General features: G+C 71.0%; 18 protein-coding genes. 9 read left to right on the plus strand and 9 right to left on the minus strand.

Features of this window, described 5'->3' with window-relative positions; translation table 11 throughout:
- Positions 1–167: 167 nt before the first annotated feature.
- Complete coding sequence (gltX, locus tag ACYQPG_RS14470) at positions 168–1,595, minus strand: glutamate--tRNA ligase (protein WP_419829687.1); 1,428 nt, start codon at positions 1,593–1,595, stop codon at positions 168–170.
- Between the two features lie 170 nt (positions 1,596–1,765).
- Here gltX and ACYQPG_RS14475 point away from each other — a divergent pair, with 170 nt between their 5' ends.
- The gene (locus ACYQPG_RS14475) at positions 1,766–4,039 is read left to right on the plus strand and encodes a ComEC/Rec2 family competence protein (RefSeq protein WP_461231171.1); all 2,274 of its coding nucleotides are present in this window, start codon (positions 1,766–1,768) and stop codon (positions 4,037–4,039) included.
- On the opposite strand, the gene lexA is transcribed toward ACYQPG_RS14475, so the two are convergent.
- On the minus strand, positions 4,033–4,752 hold the full coding sequence (lexA, locus tag ACYQPG_RS14480) for a transcriptional repressor LexA (protein ID WP_147909315.1): 720 nt from the start codon (positions 4,750–4,752) through the stop codon (positions 4,033–4,035). The genes ACYQPG_RS14475 and lexA overlap by 7 nt on opposite strands.
- Positions 4,753–5,072: 320 nt before the next feature.
- Between lexA and ACYQPG_RS14485 the strand changes: the two genes are divergently transcribed.
- The gene (locus ACYQPG_RS14485) at positions 5,073–5,672 is read left to right on the plus strand and encodes a biliverdin-producing heme oxygenase (protein WP_419829689.1); all 600 of its coding nucleotides are present in this window, start codon (positions 5,073–5,075) and stop codon (positions 5,670–5,672) included.
- Between the two features lie 250 nt (positions 5,673–5,922).
- Positions 5,923–6,375, plus strand: coding sequence for a hypothetical protein (locus tag ACYQPG_RS14490; protein ID WP_147940489.1), 453 nt, complete (start codon positions 5,923–5,925; stop codon positions 6,373–6,375).
- A gap of 35 nt (positions 6,376–6,410) precedes the next feature.
- On the opposite strand, the gene ACYQPG_RS14495 is transcribed toward ACYQPG_RS14490, so the two are convergent.
- Entirely contained in the window at positions 6,411–6,626 is a 216-nt protein-coding gene (locus tag ACYQPG_RS14495) for a hypothetical protein (RefSeq protein WP_147909318.1), read from the minus strand.
- Between ACYQPG_RS14495 and ACYQPG_RS14500 the strand changes: the two genes are divergently transcribed.
- Both ACYQPG_RS14500 and fae read left to right on the plus strand, forming a co-directional pair.
- Entirely contained in the window at positions 6,625–6,825 is a 201-nt protein-coding gene (locus tag ACYQPG_RS14500; protein WP_147909319.1) for a hypothetical protein, read from the plus strand. The two genes, ACYQPG_RS14495 and ACYQPG_RS14500, sit on opposite strands and share 2 nt — an antisense overlap.
- Positions 6,826–6,881: 56 nt before the next feature.
- Positions 6,882–7,421: a formaldehyde-activating enzyme gene (gene fae / locus ACYQPG_RS14505; RefSeq protein ID WP_147909320.1), complete on the plus strand. Its 540-nt coding sequence runs from the start codon at positions 6,882–6,884 to the stop codon at positions 7,419–7,421.
- Here the strand turns inward: fae and ACYQPG_RS14510 are convergent, their stop codons facing one another.
- Genes ACYQPG_RS14510 through ACYQPG_RS14520 form a run of 3 tightly spaced genes read right to left on the minus strand, consistent with a single transcriptional unit; the run spans position 7,422 to position 9,501 of the window.
- On the minus strand, positions 7,422–7,889 hold the full coding sequence (locus ACYQPG_RS14510; RefSeq protein ID WP_147940487.1) for a hypothetical protein: 468 nt from the start codon (positions 7,887–7,889) through the stop codon (positions 7,422–7,424).
- A gap of 44 nt (positions 7,890–7,933) precedes the next feature.
- Positions 7,934–8,383 carry a response regulator gene (locus tag ACYQPG_RS14515; RefSeq protein ID WP_147909322.1) on the minus strand — a complete coding sequence of 150 codons (450 nt, stop codon included), beginning with the start codon at positions 8,381–8,383 and terminating at the stop codon, positions 7,934–7,936.
- Positions 8,380–9,501 (minus strand): histidine kinase dimerization/phosphoacceptor domain -containing protein, encoded by a 1,122-nt coding sequence (locus tag ACYQPG_RS14520; protein ID WP_147909323.1) that lies wholly within the window; start codon positions 9,499–9,501, stop codon positions 8,380–8,382. The genes ACYQPG_RS14515 and ACYQPG_RS14520 overlap by 4 nt, the downstream gene beginning before the upstream one ends.
- Positions 9,502–10,804: 1,303 nt before the next feature.
- Between ACYQPG_RS14520 and ACYQPG_RS14525 the strand changes: the two genes are divergently transcribed.
- From ACYQPG_RS14525 to ACYQPG_RS14535, 3 genes are all read left to right on the plus strand, one after another.
- Positions 10,805–11,530 (plus strand): cobalamin B12-binding domain-containing protein, encoded by a 726-nt coding sequence (locus tag ACYQPG_RS14525; protein ID WP_461231172.1) that lies wholly within the window; start codon positions 10,805–10,807, stop codon positions 11,528–11,530.
- A 51-nt stretch (positions 11,531–11,581) separates the two neighbouring features.
- Entirely contained in the window at positions 11,582–11,998 is a 417-nt protein-coding gene (locus tag ACYQPG_RS14530) for a BLUF domain-containing protein (RefSeq protein WP_147910605.1), read from the plus strand.
- Between the two features lie 126 nt (positions 11,999–12,124).
- Entirely contained in the window at positions 12,125–12,592 is a 468-nt protein-coding gene (locus ACYQPG_RS14535; protein WP_147910606.1) for a BLUF domain-containing protein, read from the plus strand.
- A 148-nt stretch (positions 12,593–12,740) separates the two neighbouring features.
- Here ACYQPG_RS14535 and ACYQPG_RS14540 read toward each other — a convergent pair whose 3' ends face one another.
- The 3 genes from ACYQPG_RS14540 to ACYQPG_RS14550 are packed head-to-tail and all read right to left on the minus strand — an operon-like array spanning position 12,741 to position 18,314.
- Complete coding sequence (locus ACYQPG_RS14540) at positions 12,741–16,031, minus strand: error-prone DNA polymerase (RefSeq protein WP_461231173.1); 3,291 nt, start codon at positions 16,029–16,031, stop codon at positions 12,741–12,743.
- A complete protein-coding gene (locus ACYQPG_RS14545; protein WP_461231174.1) occupies positions 16,028–17,596 on the minus strand; it encodes a Y-family DNA polymerase in 1,569 nt (522 codons plus the stop codon). The genes ACYQPG_RS14540 and ACYQPG_RS14545 overlap by 4 nt, the downstream gene beginning before the upstream one ends.
- The gene (locus ACYQPG_RS14550; protein WP_461231175.1) at positions 17,523–18,314 is read right to left on the minus strand and encodes an ImuA family protein; all 792 of its coding nucleotides are present in this window, start codon (positions 18,312–18,314) and stop codon (positions 17,523–17,525) included. Before ACYQPG_RS14550 ends, ACYQPG_RS14545 begins: the two co-directional genes overlap by 74 nt.
- Before the next feature lie 228 nt (positions 18,315–18,542).
- Between ACYQPG_RS14550 and ACYQPG_RS14555 the strand changes: the two genes are divergently transcribed.
- Positions 18,543–19,409 carry a collagen-like protein gene (locus ACYQPG_RS14555; RefSeq protein WP_461231176.1) on the plus strand — a complete coding sequence of 289 codons (867 nt, stop codon included), beginning with the start codon at positions 18,543–18,545 and terminating at the stop codon, positions 19,407–19,409.
- Positions 19,410–19,444: the final 35 nt, after the last annotated feature.

Genomic DNA, 19,444 nt, shown 5'->3' on the forward strand with positions numbered 1-19,444 from the left:
CCGGGGCCGGAGCACGCCGCGCGTCATGTTGCGGGTGCTCACAGGCCATGGGTTACCCAAACGGCAGTGCAGCAGCAACGGGGTCGGTGACAACCGACCGCCATCGCCAAGCAAAATCCGGTACCAAGCGAAATCCGGGCCGAGGCGCGCAGTTCCTTCCCGCCCGCTCAGCCCTGCGGCACCTGATCGGCGAGGCGCGCCAGGGTCTCGGATCGTCCGAGCACCGCCATCACGTCGAACAGGGGCGGGGAGGTGGTGCGGCCGGTGAGTGCGGCCCGCAGGGGCTGGGCCACCTGCCCAAGCTTGCACCCGGCTGTCTCCGCATACTGACGCACCGCACCCTCGGTCGCCGCCGCGCTCCACTCGGGCAGCGACTGGAGATCCGGCAGCACCCCAGCCAGACGCGCCCGGCCCTCGTCGGACAGGAGCGTCCGGGCCTTGTCGTCGAGCACCAGGGGACGCTGGGCGGTGAGGTAATAGGCGCTGTCGAGCAGTTCGATCAGTGTCTTGGCCCGCTCTTTCAGGCCCGGCATGGCCTGGATCAGCTGGTCCTTGAGGGCTGGCTGGAGCGTCGCCGGGAGGCCGCGCTCCGGGCCGACGTTCGGCAGGATCGTCTCGAGCGCGCCGACCAGATCCGCATCGGCGCTGCCTCGGATGTAGAGTCCGTTGAGGTTGGCGAGCTTGGCGAAGTCGAACCGCGCCGCCGAGCGCCCCACTGCGCGGAGATCGAAGGCCGTGATCATCTCGTCGGTGGAGAACACCTCCTGGTCGCCGTGGCTCCAGCCCAGGCGCACGAGGTAGTTGCGCAGCGCCTCCGGCAGGTAGCCGAGGTCGCGGTAGGCCTCGACCCCGAGCGCCCCGTGGCGCTTCGACAGCTTCGCCCCGTCGGCGCCGTGGATCAGCGGGATATGGGCCATCCTGGGGATGTCCCAGCCGAGCGCAGAGAAGATCTGGCTCTGCCGGGCCGCGTTGGTGAGGTGGTCGTCGCCGCGGATGACCTGGGTGACGCCCATGTCGTGGTCGTCGACCACGACGGCGAGCATGTAGGTCGGCGTCCCGTCCGAGCGCAGCAGGACGAGGTCGTCGAGATCGCGGTTGGCCCAGGTCACCCGCCCCTGCACGGCATCCTCGACCACCGTCTCGCCCTCGATGGGCGCTCGCAGCCGGATCACCGGCCTGACCCCGGCAGGAGCCTCGGACGGGTCGCGATCGCGCCACCGCCCGTCGTAGCGCGGGGCCCGGCCCTCGGCTCGGGCGGTCTCCCGCATCTGCGTCAGTTCCTCCGCGGAGGCGTAGCAATGGTAGGCGCGGCCGGCGGCCAGGAGCTCCTCGGCGACCGCGCGATGGCGCTCGGCGCGGGCGAACTGGAAGACCACGTCCCCGTCCCAATCGAGGCCGAGCCAGGACAGGCCGTCGAGGATCGCGTCGATCGCGCCCTTGGTCGAGCGTTCCCGGTCGGTATCCTCGATGCGCAGCAGCATCTTGCCGCCGGTGTGGCGGGCGTACAGCCAATTGAACAGCGCCGTGCGGGCACCGCCGATATGGAGGTATCCGGTGGGCGAGGGGGCGAAGCGCGTGACGACGGCTGAGGACATCGGGCCGATATGTTCGGGGGCGAAGGGCGACGGGGCGGTGCAGGGCGTCAGGGCGGCGCCCGTCGCACGGCGTGGCGCCCGTAGCACGAAGCGTCCGCTGTAGCACGGGCCGATGGGTGCGTTAAGAATCCCCGGCCGGGACTTGAGTCGTCCGGCACGGGGCGGGGCGGATGCGGCGGATCGGCGCGAGGCTGGCGGGCGGCGCGGTGGCGCTGGCCGGCACGCGCCCGGTGTCGATGCCGGCGCTCCGCGGCTGGCTCGCCGATGGGCTCACCCGGGAGGTCGAGCAGCGCCGCCTGTTCCCGTGGCTGGCGGTGGCGTTCGGCGCCGGGATCCTGGTCTTCTTCGGGTGTGCCGACGGGACGCCGTTCCTCGCCGCCCCCTTGGCCGGAGCGGCGCTCGCCCTCGCGCCGGCGCCGTTCCTGGGTGCGCGGCCGGGGGCACTCGCCCTTTGCCTGGCGCTGACAGCCGGCTTCCTGGGCTTCGCGGCGGCGACCTGGCGGGTCTCGCAGGTGGCGGCGCCGATCCTCACCCGCACTACAATCGGGCCGCTGACCGGGATGATCGAGGGGCTGGACGAGCGCGAGGTCGGCGCCCGGCTGGTGATCAGGGTCGAGAGCTTCGCCGGGCTCGAACCCGCTTTGAGGCCGCTTCGGGTGCGGGTCTCGTTCCGGAAGGCGCCATCCCTGCGGCCCGGGGACTTCATCGCCGCGACGGCAAGGTTGCTGCCGCCGCCCGAGGCGGCACGACCGGGCGGCTACGATTTCGCCCGGGATGCCTACTTTCAGGGACTCGGCGCGGTAGGCTCGCTGATCGGGGCGATCACGGTTCGAGAGCCGCCCACCCCGCCGCCTCTGCGCCTGCGACTGGCAGCCTTGCTGGACGAGGCCCGCAACGCGCTGACACGCCGGATCGCGCAGGCCGAGGGCGGGCAAGCGGGGGCCGTGGCGGCGGCCCTGGTCACGGGCAAGCGCGGCCTGATCGGACCGGCCGCCAACGATGCGCTCCGGGCGGCGGGCATCTATCACGTCGTTTCCATCTCGGGCCTCCACATGGTGCTGGCCGCCGGCGTGGTGTTCTGGCTGGTGCGGGCCGTCTTGGCGCTGGTGCCGTATTGCGCGCTGGTCTGGCCGATCAAGAAGATCGCCGCCGGGTTCGCGATGCTGGGCGTCACCGCCTATTGCGCGTTCTCGGGCTGGGACATCGCCGCCGAGCGCTCGCTGATCATGACGCTGATCATGCTCGGCGCGATCCTGGTCGACCGGCCGGCGCTGTCCATGCGCAACCTCGCGCTGGCCGCCCTGATAGCATTGGCGCGGGAACCTGAGGGCCTGCTCGGACCGAGCTTCCAGATGTCGTTCGGGGCGGTGGCCGGGCTGATCGCCTGCGCGCGGCTCATCGACGGACGCCTGTTCCAGCGTCCCGGGGCGGGGCGGATCGAACGGTTCGTCGGCACCGGCCTCTCGGCCGTGACAGGCACCCTCGCGACGACCCTGGTGGCACAGGTCGCGACGGCGCCGTTCGTGACCTACCATTTCCAGACGGTCCAGCCGTTCGGGCTGATCGGCAACGCCCTGACCCTGCCGCTGGTCTCCCTGGTCGTGATGCCGGCGGCGGTGATCGGGATCCTGGCCTATCCCTTCGCCCTGGACCGGCCGATCTGGTGGCTGATGGGACAGGCGGTGGGCGGCATGCTGGCGATCTCCGAATGGATCGCCGGCTTCAATCGGGCCGTCCTGGTGCTGCCGGCCTTCGGCACCGGCGCGCTGATGCTGCTGGCGGCAGGGCTGCTGCTGGCGACGCTGCCGGTATCGCGGCTGCGCTGGCTGGCCCTGCCGCCCGCACTGCTCGGGCTCGGCCTCGCCGTCGTTCCGGAGCGATTCGACCTGTACGTCGACCGGCAGGGCGGTGGTGCGGCCGTGCGTGGACCGGACGGAGTCCTGTGGGCCCTCGGCAATCCTTCGGCCTTCGTGATGGAGCAGTGGCTGAAAGCGGATGGCGACGGGCGATCGGCGAAGGCGGTGATCCAGGCTTCGTCGGCTGTCGGACGGTGCGACCGGCTCGGCTGCACCGCAAGCCTGCCGGACGGCCGCGCCGTCGCCCTGGTCCGCGACCGGCGCGCCTTCACGGAGGACTGCGCCCGGGCGGCCCTGCTGATCTCGCGGCTCGCGGCGCCGCCCACCTGCACGGGGCCGCTGGTGATCGACCGCCGGGTGCTCGCCGAACGAGGCGCCGTCGCGCTCCGGGCCGACCGGAATGGCTTCACGGCACGCTATACCCGCGACACGGGCCGTACCGTGCCTTGGCGGGCATCACCGGCTTCGCGGCCGTCGCCTGTCCCACAACCGAAAGTGGTAACGCCCTCCGAGCCGATCCCGGCCGAGGCCGACGTCGCCGGTTCCGAGGCCGCGCCCGGCGACGCGCCGGCCGAACCCCTTCAGTAGCGGCGGACGAGGCTGACGAGCCGGCCCTGGATCTGGACCCGGTCGGGCCCGAGCACGCGGGTCTCGTAGGCCGGGTTGGCGGCCTCCAGGGCGATCGAGGAGCCCCGGCGGCGGAGCCGCTTGAGCGTCGCCTCCTCGTCGTCGATCAGCGCCACGATGATGTCGCCGGTATTGGCCGTATCCTGCTTGCGGATCACCACGAGGTCACCGTCCAGGATGCCGGCATCGACCATCGAGTCGCCGCGGACCTCGAGGGCGTAATGCTCGCCGCCGGCCAGGAAGTCCGGCGACATGGTGATGGCGTGGCTCTGGTTCTGGATCGCCGAGACCGGCGTACCGGCCGCGATCCGGCCCATCACGGGGATCGAGATGGCGCGGCCGCCGTCGTCGATCATCCGGGCGGTCGCCGGCTGCGCCGGCAGCTTGGACTTCCCGCCCTCGACCACGCTCGGGGTGAAGCGGCGGGGCTCCGCGGGTGGAGCAGCCGCCTGGGACAGGCTCTCGGGGATGCGGATCACCTCGATGGCGCGCGCCCGGTTCGGCAAGCGGCGCAGGAAGCCGCGCTCCTCGAGGGCCGTGATCAGCCGGTGGATGCCCGATTTGGACTTCAGATCGAGGGCGTCCTTCATCTCGTCGAACGAGGGCGGGACGCCACATTCCTGCATGCGGCTCTGGATGAAACGCAGGAGGTCCAGCTGCTTGCGCGTGAGCATCGACGGGGGACTCGCGGCTTGGAGGACCGCTTCGATGCGGTCGCGGAAACAAATCACGAACACGTTAAACGTTCCGCAAGTGTTCCGCAAGCGTGATCGGCCGAGCTTGATCGATCGGCGATGTGCGGATGCGGCCGTTGTGTGCCGTGACGCGGTCGCTCCGCCATGGCAGAACCGGTCTGGCCGGATCGGCACGAACCCGGGCCAGCCTCGGTGACCCGAATCGCCGCAATGGTCCATAGGCTGGGACGGTCAGAGTGGCGCGGCGGGCCGCTCACGTCTGCCCACGGCACCTTGCCCGGACGACAGACATAGATCGCATGGACGCCGCATCATCCGACATCGCCGAGACCTGCAGCCGCGTGAAGCGCCTGAGAGTGGCGACCGCGGCCGCCCATGATCAGCTTGATCGGCGCATCATGGCGGCAAAGCCGTTCGCGAGCCTGGAGCGCTACGCGCTGTTCCTCCAGATCCAGTACAGGTTCCATGCGGTCGTCGATCGAGTCTATCGCGATGGCGCGTTCGCCCATGTCCTGCCCGATCTCGACGGCAGGCGCCGACTGCCCTTGATCCAGCAGGATCTGCGCGATGTCGGAGCGCCCGTCCCTGACGGCGCGTCCGAGGAACATCCCGGGACGATCGAACCGGCGCAGGGATTGGGCTGGCTCTACGTCGCCGAGGGCTCGAATCTCGGGGCGGCCATCCTGCTCAAGGAGGCCCGGGCGCTCGGCCTGTCGGAAACCCACGGTGCGCGCCATCTTGCCGGACATCCCGAAGGACGCGGGTTGCATTGGCGGCTTTTCACGGCCGCCCTCGACCGGGTCGAACTCCGGGAGGCCGGGGAGCAACGCGTCGCCGCGGGGGCGACGGAGGCGTTCCAGTTCGTGCGTCGGCTGGTCGGGGACGTCTTCGAGGACTGACGGCGCCGCCACCCGGTCGGATCGTTCCGCCGTCCTGGCGCAGCAACAAAGCCTGTCACGCGCGCCGTCCACCGCCGAGTCGAGCGATGACCGGTCGCGGACGCCTGGAACGGCATCTCGGGCGACAAACGAATTGACTGGGCAAGCGGCGCCGTTTCAATGCGCCGAGGTGCTTGCCCCGGTCGGCGGGGCAGGCGGATCGTCCCGGCGGCTTCGAGACTGGGCTGGAATTGGGCTTGGGATGACGAGGATGCGACGCGCGGCTCTTCTGCCCATCGGTGCCGGGGCCGTCGGCTTGGCGCTGGCCGGCTGCACCACCGGGTTCTCGTATATCTCGCGCAACTACGTGGCGCTCACCCCGCAGGTGGTCACCATCGGCTGCAAGGAGCCCTACGAGGTCTACGACAACCGGCAGGTGCGCCGGATGCTCGTCGTCTCGAACGCCCTGCGCGAGTACACCGGCTGCAATCTCAGCGAGGTGCGGATCGATCCCGATCCGGCCGCGACCCGGGTGAAGCGCTTCCGCACCGCCGCCCGCGCCTATCTCGACGAGACCGTGCGGGAGGATTGCCGGATCACCGGCGAGACGGTGTTCGATCCGCAGAAGAGCGAATTCACCTACGCCTGCGACGCGCCGATCGAGAAGCGGGGCACGGTGGTGCCGCGCCTGCCGGGCCGCAATCCGGGCTTCATCCAACAATGATCTGAGCCGCCCGCGCCGGCCCCGAGACCGCCCGGTCAGGCGCCCGGCTTGGGGAAGGTGCGCTCGGCCGCATCGCCGGCCGCCGCCAGCAGGGCGCGGGCGAAGGCTCGGGCCTCCGCCCGGTCCAGCACGATCGCCGCGGTGACCGGGCCGCCGCCGAGGTCGGCGAGGGCGAGTTCGAGCCGTACCCCGTCCGGCATGGCGCTCGCCTGGAGGCTCCAGCCGCCCCCCCGATCCGTGCTCTCCGTCATGACATCCCTCCCGGCTGCCGGACCCGAGACAACGCCGCAGGCTCCGGCCGGAACGGCCCTGGCCCGGGACTGTTCCCGCGTCGCGCCGCACCCGACTTCCCTGCCCCGCGGATCCGAGTTCCTCAAGAGCGCCGGCCCGACCGTGGCGATCGCCGGGGTCGGCGCCCTCGACGGGGTCGGCCTGCTCCGGAGCGATTGACGCCGGCGCCTCGATGATGTCTCCCCCGGGCGACCTGACACGGGGAGTCGCGAAACATGCAAGAGATCTGGTTCCGCACCGGCGAGGCCACCGTCCTGGCCGCCGACGGGCAGTACACCGACGCCATGCCCGAGGTGCTGATCGGCTCGGTACGGGGACCGGTGGGTCAGGCCTTCGCGTCGATGATGGGGCAGGTCCAGGGCCACACCCGGATGTTCGTGGTGCGCGACCTCAACCAGCTCGTGCGCCCCGCCACGATGATGACCACCAAGGCGACGATCCACACGGCCGAGTATGTCGAGCTGCTCGGCGGCGTCGTCCAGGCCGCCACCGGCGACGCGATCGTGGATTGCATCATCGAGGGCGTGCTGCCCAAGGACGGTCTCGACGAGCTGTGCATGATCATCATGATCTGGCTCGACCCGCGCTGCGCGGAGGACGACAACCTCGACCGCAAGGACCTGTACCGCACCAACTACGAGGCGACGAAGCTCGCCATCGCCCGGGCCCTCAAGGGCGAGCCGACCGTGGACGAGCTGATCGCCAACCGGAAGACCGTGAAGCATTACGCGCTTGAGGACGTGATCGAGTATTGATCAGCGCGGCGGGATGCGCCCCACCGAGCACAGGGTGCGCATCGCGCTGCTGCCGGGATCGGTGTAGCAGGAGGCGGACCAGCCGTTCTGCTGGATGAACGACTTGCGGCGGTCCGACAGGGCGGTCCGGTAGGCGTCGGCGATGATCGGCTCGACCCGCGCGGCCGGCTCGCCGACCAGGATCTCCGAGGCCGCCGCGAGGTCGCGGAAGAAGGCCGCCGAGGGAGCGGGCTCCGCGGAGGTCGCCTGCACGATCGGCTCGGCCCGGCAGGTCACGTCGAACTTGATCGGACCGGCCAGGCGGATGTCGATGCTCGGCCCGGCGCGCTTGCCGACCTTGCCGCCGATCGCCCCGGCGATCTGCTGGGCGAGGTCGTCACACGGCTCCGCCCGGGCGGCGAGGGGCAGGCCGGCCAGGGCCGCGAGGAATGTGGCCAGGAGCGGGCGGGCGACGCGGAAGCTTGACATGGCCGGCACTCTACGCGCCGGGCCGGAGGTGTCGAGGGCGGCGTTCACTGCCGCATCTGGGCGAAGCTCTTGAGCAGGGCCGGGGCGAGGCGCATCCCGGTCGGCACCAGCTCGGCCGGCGGCGGCCGGCGGACGCAATCCTCGAGGTAGGCCAGGGATTCCTCCAGGACCGCTCCGGTGAACGGCTTGGCGATCACCGCCGTGGCGCCCTCCAGATCGTCCGAGAGGGCCCGGGCGTTGGCGGTCATGAAGGCGGCCGTGATGCCGCCGATGGCGCGCACCGCGTGCGCCACGTCCACGCCCGAGGAATCATCGCCGAGGCGCAGGTCGATCAGCACCAGTTCGGGCCGGGTTTCGTGGACGAGGGCGATCGCCTCTGCCGCCGTCATGGCGGTGCCCACGACGCGATAGCCGGCCTCCTCCAGCATCATCTCGATCTGCATCAGGATCAGGGCCTCGTCCTCGACGACGAGGATCCGCATCGGCTCGCTCATCTGGCCTCCGGACCGGTAGCCAATTCGCGGGGCAGGCGAACGTTGACGATCGTGCCCGGGTCGTTCGCCTGCCAGGCGATGCTGGCATTGAGCTGGCGGCAGAGGGTGCCGATCAGCCGCTTGCCGAACGAGCGCTGCTCCATGACCTGCACGGGCATGCCGACGCCGTCGTCGGCGATCTTGATGGTGAAGTGGCGGTCGTCCGGCGCCACCGTCACGGAGAGCCGGCCGGCGCGGTGGTCCGGGAAGGCGTGCTTGAGGGCGTTGGTGATCAGCTCGTTCATCATCAGCGCCACCGGCGGGGCCTTTGTCACCGGGATCTCCACGGTTTCCAGATCCAGGTGCAGGCGGATCCGGTCGGTCCCGGAACCGCGGATCAGGTCGGTGGCGAGGTCGCGGGCGAACTCGGCCACGTCGAACCGCTCGACGTTGTTGGACTGGTAGAGCCTGCGGTGGACCGTGCCGAGGGCCTCCACCCGGGTCAGCATGGATTCCATCGCGGCGCGGGCGGCGGGATCGGTGATCGCCCGCGTCTGCATGGCCAGGAGGGCCGCGATCATCTGGAGGTTGTTCTTGACCCGATGATCGACCTCGTGGACCAGCATGGTCTGCGTGGCCAGGGCCTCGGTGAGGTCGCGGGTCCGGCGGGCGACCTCGGCCTCGAAATGGTCCTTCTCCTTCTGCACCTGCAGGTGCGCGTCGACGCGATCGGTGACGTCGAGCTGCGAGGCGAAGAAGAACAGCACCTCGCCGGCCTCGTTGGCGACGGGGCTGAGATACAGGGCGTTCCAGAACGGCGCCCCGTCCTTGCGATAGTTCAGGACGTCGATCGCGATGTCGCGCTGGGCCGCCACGGCCTCCCGGATCAGCGCCACGGCGCCCCGGTCGGTGTCGGGCCCCTGGAGGAAGCGGCAGTTGCGGCCGAGCACATCCTGGCGGTCATAGCCGCTCATCCGCAGGAACGCGTCGTTGGCGAAGACGATCGGGTTGTCGGGCAGGCGCGGATTGGTCACGATCATCGCCATCCGCGTGGCACGGACCGCGGCGGCGAACGGATCGCCCTTGCCGTGTTCGGCATCGAGCCGGTCCGTCAGATGCCAAGCGTCGGGCTGTTCCATCGAATCGACTCTTTCATGCCCGGCGTTCGTGACCTCCGGCAATCGGCTGGGCCTGCGCGGTCGCAGTGCCGAACGCTCAACGGCCAATCAGAAGATTGGGTTCAGCCCAGTCTCACTTTGATTCTGGAATCGACCAGACAGGATGCCGCACGGGTGGGCCCCGGTCCGGTTTTGCGGGCGCGCCGGCCACGCGACCGCCCGACAGGCCTCATCGTCCCCGCGCGCCTGGTGCGCCGGGGGCATGGCCCAAGAAGATTCAGCACGCTGGACGCGGGACGCCGCGGGAACCCAGGTGTCGGCCAAGTTACGCGCGGGATCCAATCCCCGCGGCGACCCGCGGCATCGGCCGGGCATGGTCCCCGGCCGGTGCCGTCTGTCTCGTCGCGATGTCTGTGCGACGCCCCGATCCCCGCGACTCCGTGTTAGCGGTCACTGCCCATGGCGCCCAAGCCGCAATCGCAGCCGAGACGCCCCCGGAACCCGCATCACCGCCGTGGCCTTCCACCCGACATCCGCCTCGTAGTGGGCGGGTCCGCAGGTTTCTGAGGGTCACGCCCAGATCCGGGTCGCCGCGGGGGCATTTCCGCACCCCGCCGGGCAGACTACCGCCCGATCTTCACGCCCGCATCCGAGACACGCCCTGCATCGGCACGCCGCCCGGGGCGATGGCGGCTGAGAGCCACCGACGCGGGCATCGCCCCATCCCCCGAGCCCGCCGGTCAGCCACCGGACGGACCCCCGAGGAGCGCCGTGGAGTCACCCCCACACCGCCGAAGGACAGGTGACGGCTAATGAGCACAAAATAGGAACATTGTCAAGAGGCAGCGTGGCGGTCGATGGGTCTGCGTCTTCATGCGCCGAGACGGGATCCGACGTTTGGTGCCGTCCGTAACGGCTGGGGAGCAGTCGGTCCGCCCGAGGCTGCGGTCGACGAGGGGCGGACGTTCGAAGACCTGTATCTCCCGCCTGACGGCTGTACTTCTCTGCCCGCCGTAAACTGCTGATATCGGGCGAGCGCGGTAGGAGAGTCGTCTCCTTTACAACGCGCGCATTTGCGTCTCTCCTACGCCCCGTACTCGCCGACGACGGTCAATAACAAACGGGGATGCCAACCCCGGACCATGGGGAGGAGGCAATGCTGGATCAGGGATCAACCCACCGAGAGTGGGCCGATCTGATCACGGAGGGGATCGCCGAAGCGGCGTATGCCCGGGAGGATTATGCACGACGAAGATCCGTCGACGAGGCACGGCACCGAACCCTAGCGCTTGGCCGCATCGTTCAGACGGACATCATCCCGCGGATGATGCTGGTCGATCGCGGCGAGAGGGAGGTCCGGTCGGACGTCCTGCCGAAGCTGGAAGCGGAAACGGTCGCGGGCTTCACGGACCTGATCCTCGGGCACGACGTCACGGCCCTCATGGACGCCTTCACCGCCCTGACGGCCAAGGGATATTCCGTCGACGACCTGTTCCTCGACCTGTTGGCACCTTCGGCGGCCCTGCTGGGGCGCATGTGGGACGACGATCTGTGCGACTTCATCGAGGTCACGGCCGGCCTCGCCCAACTCCAGTTCCTGTTGGCCACGTTCCGCACGGACGGAGGCGTCGCGCCCTACGATAGCGGGCGCCGCATCCTCCTGATGGGAGCACCGGGCGAACTTCACACCTTCGGCTTGGCCATCGTCGAACAGTTCATGCGGAAGGCCGGCTGGCATGCGGATAGCGGGCTTGCCTCCAGCCCCCAGGAGATCGCCGATCTCGTCGCTTCGGAGCGGTTCGGCGTCGTGGGTCTGACGCTGAGCCGGGAGAGCCATCTCGATCAACTCGCCGCCTCGATCCAGGCGGTACGACGGGCGTCGCTCAACCCCTCGATCGGCGTCATGGTCGGGGGACCCGTCTTCCTGGAGCATCCCGAATACGTCGAACGGGTCGGCGCCGATGCCTCGGCGGTCGATGCACCCACCGCGGTTCTGCTCGCGCAGAGATTGCTCACATCCGCCTTCGAGCCTGTGAACGACCGAACGTAGATCTCTCTACCGATCCGAACCAATCCGACGGCCCGATAGGATCCAGCAGCCATGTCTGTCGTTCAGCTCATCTATGCCTCACGCCCCTTTGGGTTTGACCAAGCGATGCTCAACGGCATCCTATCGCAATCGCGGCGATGCAACGCGCGAGATGGGATCACTGGCGCCCTCATCTGTAGGGCCGATGTCTACATGCAGTTGTTGGAGGGCTCGGCCGAAGCGCTGGATGACACCTATGCTCGGATCTTGCGGGACGACCGGCATTTGGAGATCAGGCGATTGTCCTATCACACTGTGACGGACCGATTATTCCCGCGCTGGGCCATGCGTGACGATCCGGCCCGATCTTGGATGTGGTCACAAGCTGAAGTCGCGAACGGCGCGATAGACCGGGCCACTCCTGTGCAAGCATTGAAAGTCTTCGAGCGGCTTGCGGCCGAACGCGGCGACGCGCTTCGCGACTCATGAACCGCTGAGCGATCCGCAACGTATGAGTCTCGACCGGATTGGACCGGCGCCGCCCCGCATATGCGGGCGCGGGTCCGATTGAGGTCGCGGCTTGATTACAGTGTCACACATCAAGCGAGCTTACTCATGTTCGACGAATACGGCATCCCGCGCGGCGTCGAGTTAGACGAAGCTGCGCTGCCCAAACTCTACCATTTTGTCTATTGCAGTCGTGCCGCCGAGGGCGTTGACGACGCCGAAGTCTGCCGCATCGTCGAGACGGCCCAGCGCAACAATTTCGAACACGGCATCACCGGGGTGCTGGTTTTCGGCAGCGGCGTCTTCTTCCAGTGGATCGAGGGGCCGGCCGCCAAGATCCAGAACCTGATCGCGATTTTGCATCGCGACAAGCGGCATCACGACATCGTTTCGCTGAGCCAGAGCGAAGAAGAACGAGAGCGTCTTTACCCGAACTGGGACATGGAGAAAGTCGAGGCCGAGGATATCCGTCTCGTGTTGGAAGATGCGCTCGAAAACGCAGACGATAAAAACAATCGTGCGACGCTGACGCGGATCCTCGAACAACTCGATGCGGGTCCACTTGGTCGAGGCTGATCGGGGCCCCTATCCGCTTTTCGGCAGATCCTAGGAGCACCGTGTACGCCTCGATCGGGTCGCCGGCAGGCGCTGCCAAGCGTCTGTCATCCGCCGCTCGGTCGCGTCGCTGCGCACGCGTTCGCGGCGGGCGTCCCCGGTCGAACGCTCAATGGAAATCCCGGCTCGGATACGCCCGCCGGTCCTGAGGCGCCCCGAAATCGGTGGTCTCGGGGGGCAGCTTCATCCCGGCGGCGCGCAGGTCGCGCAGGGATTCCGTCAGATCGCGAAATCCCTCGGCGACCAAGTGGACCACCCCCTCGGCCCGCTGCACCCGGCCGCGCACGGCGAGGAAGCGGGCCTGCATGGCGGCCCGGCGGTTCGCCTCGAACACCGTCTTCCAGATGATCACGTTGGCGATGCCGGTCTCGTCCTCCAGGGTCAGGAACACCACGCCCTTGGCGGTGCCCGGCCGCTGGCGGATCAGCACCAGGCCCGCCACCGTGACCCGGGCGCCCTGGGGCAGGGCCGGATCCTGATGGGCCCGGGCCGGGATCGCGCCGATCCGGGCGAGCCGGCCCCGGAAGAACGCGACCGGGTGCCCCTGCAGAGACAGGCCGGTGGCGGCGTAATCCTCGGCCACCGCCTCGGACAGGGGCAGCGAGGGCAGGTCCACGTTCGGCTCGTGCCGGAACAGGCCGTCGTCGGCGTGCCAGGCGAACAGCGGCAGCGGCGCGTCGAGGAGGTGGCCGCGCCGCTCGGTGCCGTCCGCCTTGGCCGCCCTCCGGGCCGAGGTGCCCTCGAGGGTCCGCACCATCCACAGGGCGGCGCGCCGATCGAGGCCGAGCGACCGGAACGCATCGGCCTCGGCCAGGCGCTCCAAGGCGTTGCGCGGCAAGGCGAGGGCCGCCTGCAGGCCCTCGATGCTGGCATAGCCGTTGGCGCGAAGCCGGACGAGCCGGTGCATCGCGGCCTCGGGCAGGCCGTTCACCTGGCGCAGGCCGAGACGCACCGCGTGCAGCTTCGGATCCCCGGCCGGCTCCAGGGTGCAGTCCCAGGCGCTGGCGTTGACGCAGACGCCCCGCACCTCGACCCCGTGGGCGCGGGCGTCCCGCACCAGCTGGGCCGGCTGGTAGAAGCCCATCGGCTGGGCGTTGAGGATCGCGGCCAGGAACACGTCCGGGTGCCGGCACTTCATCCAGGCCGAGGCGTAGACCAGGAGCGCGAAGCTCGCCGCGTGGCTCTCCGGGAAACCGTAGGTAGAAAACCCCTTGATCTGCGCGAAGCAGCGCTGGGCGAAATCCGCCGGGTAGCCGCGGCGGGTCATCCCGCCCACGAACTTCTGCTCGAAGCCGCCGATCGTGCCGACATGCCGGAACGTCGCCATCGCCCGGCGCAGGCCGTCGGCCTCGGCCGGGGTGAAGCTCGCCGCCGTGATGGCGATCTGCATCGCGTGCTCCTGGAACAGCGGCACGCCGTAGGTTTTTTTCAGGACTTCCTTCAGCTCGTCCGCATCGCCGTGGGCGGGGTCGGGCGACGGATAGACCACCGGCTCCTGCCCCGACCGCCGGCGCAGGTAGGGATGGACCATGTCGCCCTGGATCGGGCCCGGGCGCACGATCGCCACCTGGACGACGAGGTCGTAGAATTCCTTCGGCTTGAGGCGGGGCAGCATCGACATCTGCGCCCGGCTCTCGACCTGGAACACGCCGACGGAATCGGCCTTCGCCAGCATCGCGTAGGTGTCGGGATCCTCCCGGGGCAGGTCGGCCAGGGTCTCGTAGAAGACGCCGTGGTCCGTCTCCAGAAAATCGAGGCCGCGCTTGAGGCAGGTCAGCATGCCGAGCGCCAGCACGTCGACCTTCATCAGGCCGATCGCGTCGATGTCGTCCTTGTCCCACTCGATGAAGGTGCGGTCCGCCATGGCGCCGTTGCCCACCGGCACGGTCTCGTCGAGGCGCCCGCGGGTCAGGATGAAGCCGCCGACATGCTGCGACAGGTGGCGAGGGAAGCCGATCAGCTGGTGCGCGAGGTCGAGCGCCTGCCGGAGCACCGGGTTGTCGGGGTCGAGGCCGGCCTCGCGCACGTGCTTGTCCGGCACGTCCTTGCCCCAGGAGCCCCAGACCGTGTCGGCGATCGCCGCGGTCACGTCCTCGGTGAGCCCCAAGACCTTGCCGACCTCCCGGATCGCCATGCGCGGACGGTAGTGGATCACCGTGGCGCAGAGGGCGGCACGCTCCCGCCCGTAGCGGTGGTAGAGGTGCTGGATCACCTCCTCCCGCCGCTCGTGCTCGAAATCGACGTCGATGTCGGGGGGCTCGCCCCGGTTCTCGGAGATGAACCGGGCGAACAGCAGCCGGTGCTTGGACGGGTCCACCGCGGTGATGCCTAGGCAGAAGCACACGGCGGAATTGGCCGCCGAGCCGCGCCCCTGGCACAGGATCCCCCGGCTCCGGGCGAACTCGACCACGTCGAACAGGGTCAGGAAGTAGCGGGCGTAGTCCAGCTTGGCGATGAGCCGCAGCTCCTCGCCGAGCGTGGCCCCGACCGAGTCCGGGACGGCGCCGGCATAGCGCCAGCGCGCCCGCTCCCAGGTCTTCTCCTCCAGGTATTCCTGGGCCGTGCGCCCGGGGGGCACCGGCTCGTCGGGATACTCGTAGTGCAGCTGCGACAGGCAGAAGGTGCAGGCCTGCGCGATCTCGACCGTGCGGGCGAGCGCCTCCGGATGGTCGGCGAACAGCCGGGCGATCTCGGAGGGCGGCTTCAGGTGGCGCTCGGCGTTGGCCTCCAGCCGATAGCCGGCCTCCCCGATCCGGCAGCGTTCGCGGATGCAGGCCACCACGTCCTGGAGCGGGCGCCGGTCGGGATGGTGGTAGAGCGCATCCGAGATCGCGACCATGGGCGCCCCGTAGGTCTCCCCCAGCTCGGCCAGGAGGCCGAGACGGCGGCGCTCGTCGCCCCGCCGCGCATGGCTCGCCCCGAGCCAGGTCCGGCCCGGCGCGGCGGCGGCCAGGGCCTCGAGCCGCCCGAGGAAGCCGTCCGGGGGCCGCGGGCGCCGGCCCGGCGGGATCGCGATGAACATCTGTCCCTCGGCGGCCTCCAGCATCTCGGCGAAGGAGAACTGGCACGCGCCCTTGCGGCTGCGCCGGTTGCCCTGGGTGAGCAACCGGCAGAGGCGGCCCCAGGCCTGCCGGTCCACCGGATATGTCACGGCCTCGAACCCGTCCTCGGTGACGAGGCGCACGCCCGGCAGGACGCGGATCGCCACGCCCTCCGCCGCGAGGGCCTGGGCCGCCGCATGGGCCCGCACCACCCCGGCCACGGTGTTGCGGTCGGCGACCCCGATCGCGGCGAGCCCGTAGGCTGCGCCTTGCACGACGTATTCCTGCGGATGCGAGGCGCCGCGTAAAAACGAGAAGTTCGTGGTCAGGGCGAGTTCGGCGTAGGCGGGATCGCTCATGGGAACACCCCGTGGACGAACCAGGCGGCCGGGCGGCCGGGGGCGTGCGGCCCGTCCCGGTACAGCCACAGCCTTCGGCCGGCCGCGCACTCGACCCGGTAATAGTCCCGGGCCTGGCCGGAGGCGCCCCCGTTCGCCGCGTCGGCATCCCTGCCGGCGGCGGGCGCGCCGGGCGTGTGCCACCACTCGGCCGCGATCCGCTCCGGCCCCTCGGCATGGACGATCGCGTGGATCCGGGCGCGCCAGCGGAAGCGCCGGGGCGGTCCCTCGGGCACCGTGGACAGCACGTCGAGGGCGGCCTCGCCCCGGGGGAACAGCACCAGGGGCCGGGGCGGGAGGTGGTCCGGCCAGGGCGTCGGGTCTGCAGTCCACGGGAGGGTGTGGCCGGCGCGCTCCGGGAGGTGGCTCGCCCGCGCCCCGAGGCGCAGGAGCGGCCGGCCGAGCCTCTGCGCCAGGGCGTCGGCCAGGACTCCGATCCCGTCCCCCTGGGGCGACGCCCCGAGATCCGTCTGGCGGGCCGTCATCGGCCCGGTCACCGTGACGGTGAGCGCCACGGTCTCGAAGCCGAAGCCGGCGTCGAGAGCCGCCCCGAGGCGGTCGAGGCGCAGGGAGACCAGGGTGGCGACGCGCTCGGGACAGCGCTCGGGCCGGGACAGGCCGAGATCGAGGGCGCGCGTGACCCCGTCGACCCGGTGCAGGACGAGGCGCAGGGCGCAGGCGCCGACCCCGTCGCGCTCCAGCCGGGGGGCGATCTCCGCCATCAGCAGCCGGGCGGTGACGACGATGTCCGACTGCCGGCCGATCGGGTCGAGGAAGCCCCGGGCGGCCCGGTACGCGGCCTCCTCGGTGAGCGGCGCCAGGGGTTCGGGCCGGCGGCCCATCGCCTGGTCGAGGCGCAGCAGCAGGGCCTCGCCGAAGCGGCGGGCCAGCGGCCCCCGGGCGAGGGCGTCGATCTCGCCGACCCGGCGCAGGCCGAGCCGCCTCAGGCCCGAGACCGTGCCGGGATCGAGGCGCAGGGCCTCCACGGGCAGCCCCCCGAGGGCCCGGGCGGCCTCGCCGGGGGGTACGACCACCCGGTCGGCGGCGCCGAAGCGGGCCACAGCGAAGGCGCCGCCGGGGGTGTCGGCCAGCGCGATCCGGGCGGGAATCTTCGACCGGGCGAGGCGCCCGGCGAGGTCGTCCACGAGGGGGCCCTCGCCCCCGCGCAGGTGGCTCGCCCCGGCGACGTCCACGTAAAACCCGTCCGCGGCCTCGGCCGGCCCGAGCGGCGCCACCCCGGGGGCGTAGCCCTCCGCCCAGCGGCAGAGCCGCAGCAGCGCCGCCCGGTCGGCTTCGGGATCGGCGGGGTAGACCTGGAGCGGCACGCCGATCCGCGCCCGGACCCGGCCCAGGAGTTCGCCGGGCCTCAAGCCGAGGGCACCCGCCTCCGGGTCGAGGGCGAGGAGCCGCAGGCCGCCGGGCCCCTCGGCCGCCACCGCGAGCGGGCCCCGGTCAAGCGCGAGACCGGCCCGCCGCAACCGCGTCACGGGCCAATGGCTCAGGCAGACGCAGACGATGCGCGGCATGGTCCCACTCCAGAAGCCAGTCGCCGCCCCGGCCGTTGCGGCAGCGATCGAGGCGCGCCCGCCAGCGCGGGTTGTCGAGGGTGCCGAACCGGTCCCGGGCGGCCGGAGCCGAGGCGATCCGCCACCGGGTGGCGGCGCCGTTGGGCAGCCCGGCCTCGGCGGGCCGCAGGATCAGCACGAGCGGCGGCCCGTCGCCCTCCGTGCCCCCTTCGGCGGCGAGCTGCAGGCGCCGGCCCGGCTTCAGCGGCAGGCCGTCCTGGACCAGGCCGACGAGCGCCGACAAGGTGCGGGCGTGGAGCGCCGCCTCGAGCGCGCGGAACACCTCCGCGTCGCCGCCCGCTTCCAGCAGGAGCAGCCGGGCCGGATCCAGGCCGAGGCCGGCCAGGCCGGGCCCGTGGAGCAACGGCTGGTTCGGGGCGGCGGCGATCAGCGCCGCGCCTTGCGTGCGGGCGAGCCGGGCGGCACAGAGCGCCAGGGCGAAGCTCAGGGCCGCGATCGCGTCCGCAGGCTCGGCCGGGGCGATCTCGTGCGGCGGCCCGAGGGCCAGACCGCCGCCGGGCAGGTGCGCGTCGATCGCCGGCAGATCCAGGGACAGGACCGACGGCGGGGCTGCCGGACCGGCCGACGCGGACAGGCGCGCCCGCAGCGCCGCCAGCCGCTCCCGGGGGCTGCCCGGCGCGGGATCCCGCCCGGTCTGGTTCGCAGGGTCCAGCCCCATCTCCGCGTGCTCCGATCATGCCGGACGATAAGAACATAACAGGAACATGTTCAAACCGTTTCAGCGGGTCACCTGAATCGGACGCGGGGCCAGCAGCTTGGCCTGTGGATGATTGTGGACGCCTGTGGAATCAGCCGCCCCGCCCGCGACCAAAGCCACGGTTGACCGAGCCCGCGAGCCGAGACCACAGTCGTCTGCCGCGCCAGACGCGGCCGACACGGTCCGAGCATGCGCCCAGCCCTCGCCTTGACGATCCTGCTCGCCCTCTCAGGAGCGGCCCTCGCCCAGCAGCCGCCCGACCCCGGCCCCGCCCCATCCTCCGAGGCGCCCCCGCGCCAGGCCAAGCCGCGCCCCCGGCACGCGCCGGTCCCGAGCCAGCCGATCATGGTCTACGACGCCCGGATCGAGGCCGGCGACCTGCGGATCTCGGGCTCGGTGCGCAAGCCGGGGGCGATCGTGGTCCTGGACGACGACATCTCGATCCAGGCCGATCGGCGCGGGCGCTTCGCGTTCCGGGTCCCCTACCGGCCGCCGACCTGCGTGGTGACCCTCAAGGCCGACCCGGACGAGCGCGAGGCGGTCGTCGCGAACTGCGCCGCCGAAGGCCCGCCGGGCCCGCCCGGCCCCCAGGGCGCCGCGGGTCCGACCGGGGAGCCTGGTCCGAAGGGCGAGACCGGCCCGAAGGGTGAACCGGGCAGCAAGGGCGACTCGGGCAGCAAGGGTGAACCGGGCAGCAAGGGTGAACCGGGCAGCAAGGGAGAGCCTGGCGAGAAGGGTGAGCCGGGTGCTGCGGGAATTCCGGGCGCAAAGGGCGATCCGGGACCGAAGGGCGATCCAGGACCGAAGGGCGAGCCGGGCATCAAGGGCGAGCCCGGCCCGGCCGGCGGGGCAGAGTCCAGGGGCGAGACCGGCGCATCCGCCCTGCGGGCCGTGCGCAAGTCCGACTGCGCGGGCGGCTGCACCGTCACCTGCGCGGCCGATGAGATGCTGGTCACCGCCCACTGCCTCAAGGGCGGCACCCCCGTCTATGACGGGGAGGGCGCCACCTGCCCGGCGGACGCCTCGGGGATCGTCGGGTTCTGCACCCGGCGGTGAGCCGGTATCCCCTTCGGCGACGAGCGTCCTAGCCG

This window comes from Methylobacterium sp. CM6246, from assembly GCF_054818005.1.

Bases quoted from the DNA above. Each gene is read 5' to 3' on its own strand.
- gltX (WP_419829687.1), bottom strand. From the start codon at position 1,595: ATGTCCTCAGCCGTCGTCACGCGCTTCGCCCCCTCGCCCACCGGATAC.
- ACYQPG_RS14475 (WP_461231171.1), top strand. From the start codon at position 1,766: ATGCGGCGGATCGGCGCGAGGCTGGCGGGCGGCGCGGTGGCGCTGGCC.
- lexA (WP_147909315.1), bottom strand. From the start codon at position 4,752: ATGCTCACGCGCAAGCAGCTGGACCTCCTGCGTTTCATCCAGAGCCGC.
- ACYQPG_RS14485 (WP_419829689.1), top strand. From the start codon at position 5,073: ATGGACGCCGCATCATCCGACATCGCCGAGACCTGCAGCCGCGTGAAG.
- ACYQPG_RS14490 (WP_147940489.1), top strand. From the start codon at position 5,923: ATGCGACGCGCGGCTCTTCTGCCCATCGGTGCCGGGGCCGTCGGCTTG.
- ACYQPG_RS14500 (WP_147909319.1), top strand. From the start codon at position 6,625: ATGACATCCCTCCCGGCTGCCGGACCCGAGACAACGCCGCAGGCTCCG.
- ACYQPG_RS14495 (WP_147909318.1), bottom strand. From the start codon at position 6,626: ATGACGGAGAGCACGGATCGGGGGGGCGGCTGGAGCCTCCAGGCGAGC.
- fae (WP_147909320.1), top strand. From the start codon at position 6,882: ATGCAAGAGATCTGGTTCCGCACCGGCGAGGCCACCGTCCTGGCCGCC.
- ACYQPG_RS14510 (WP_147940487.1), bottom strand. From the start codon at position 7,889: ATGTCAAGCTTCCGCGTCGCCCGCCCGCTCCTGGCCACATTCCTCGCG.
- ACYQPG_RS14515 (WP_147909322.1), bottom strand. From the start codon at position 8,383: ATGAGCGAGCCGATGCGGATCCTCGTCGTCGAGGACGAGGCCCTGATC.
- ACYQPG_RS14520 (WP_147909323.1), bottom strand. From the start codon at position 9,501: ATGGAACAGCCCGACGCTTGGCATCTGACGGACCGGCTCGATGCCGAA.
- ACYQPG_RS14525 (WP_461231172.1), top strand. From the start codon at position 10,805: ATGATGCTGGTCGATCGCGGCGAGAGGGAGGTCCGGTCGGACGTCCTG.
- ACYQPG_RS14530 (WP_147910605.1), top strand. From the start codon at position 11,582: ATGTCTGTCGTTCAGCTCATCTATGCCTCACGCCCCTTTGGGTTTGAC.
- ACYQPG_RS14535 (WP_147910606.1), top strand. From the start codon at position 12,125: ATGTTCGACGAATACGGCATCCCGCGCGGCGTCGAGTTAGACGAAGCT.
- ACYQPG_RS14540 (WP_461231173.1), bottom strand. From the start codon at position 16,031: ATGAGCGATCCCGCCTACGCCGAACTCGCCCTGACCACGAACTTCTCG.
- ACYQPG_RS14545 (WP_461231174.1), bottom strand. From the start codon at position 17,596: ATGCCGCGCATCGTCTGCGTCTGCCTGAGCCATTGGCCCGTGACGCGG.
- ACYQPG_RS14550 (WP_461231175.1), bottom strand. From the start codon at position 18,314: ATGGGGCTGGACCCTGCGAACCAGACCGGGCGGGATCCCGCGCCGGGC.
- ACYQPG_RS14555 (WP_461231176.1), top strand. From the start codon at position 18,543: ATGCGCCCAGCCCTCGCCTTGACGATCCTGCTCGCCCTCTCAGGAGCG.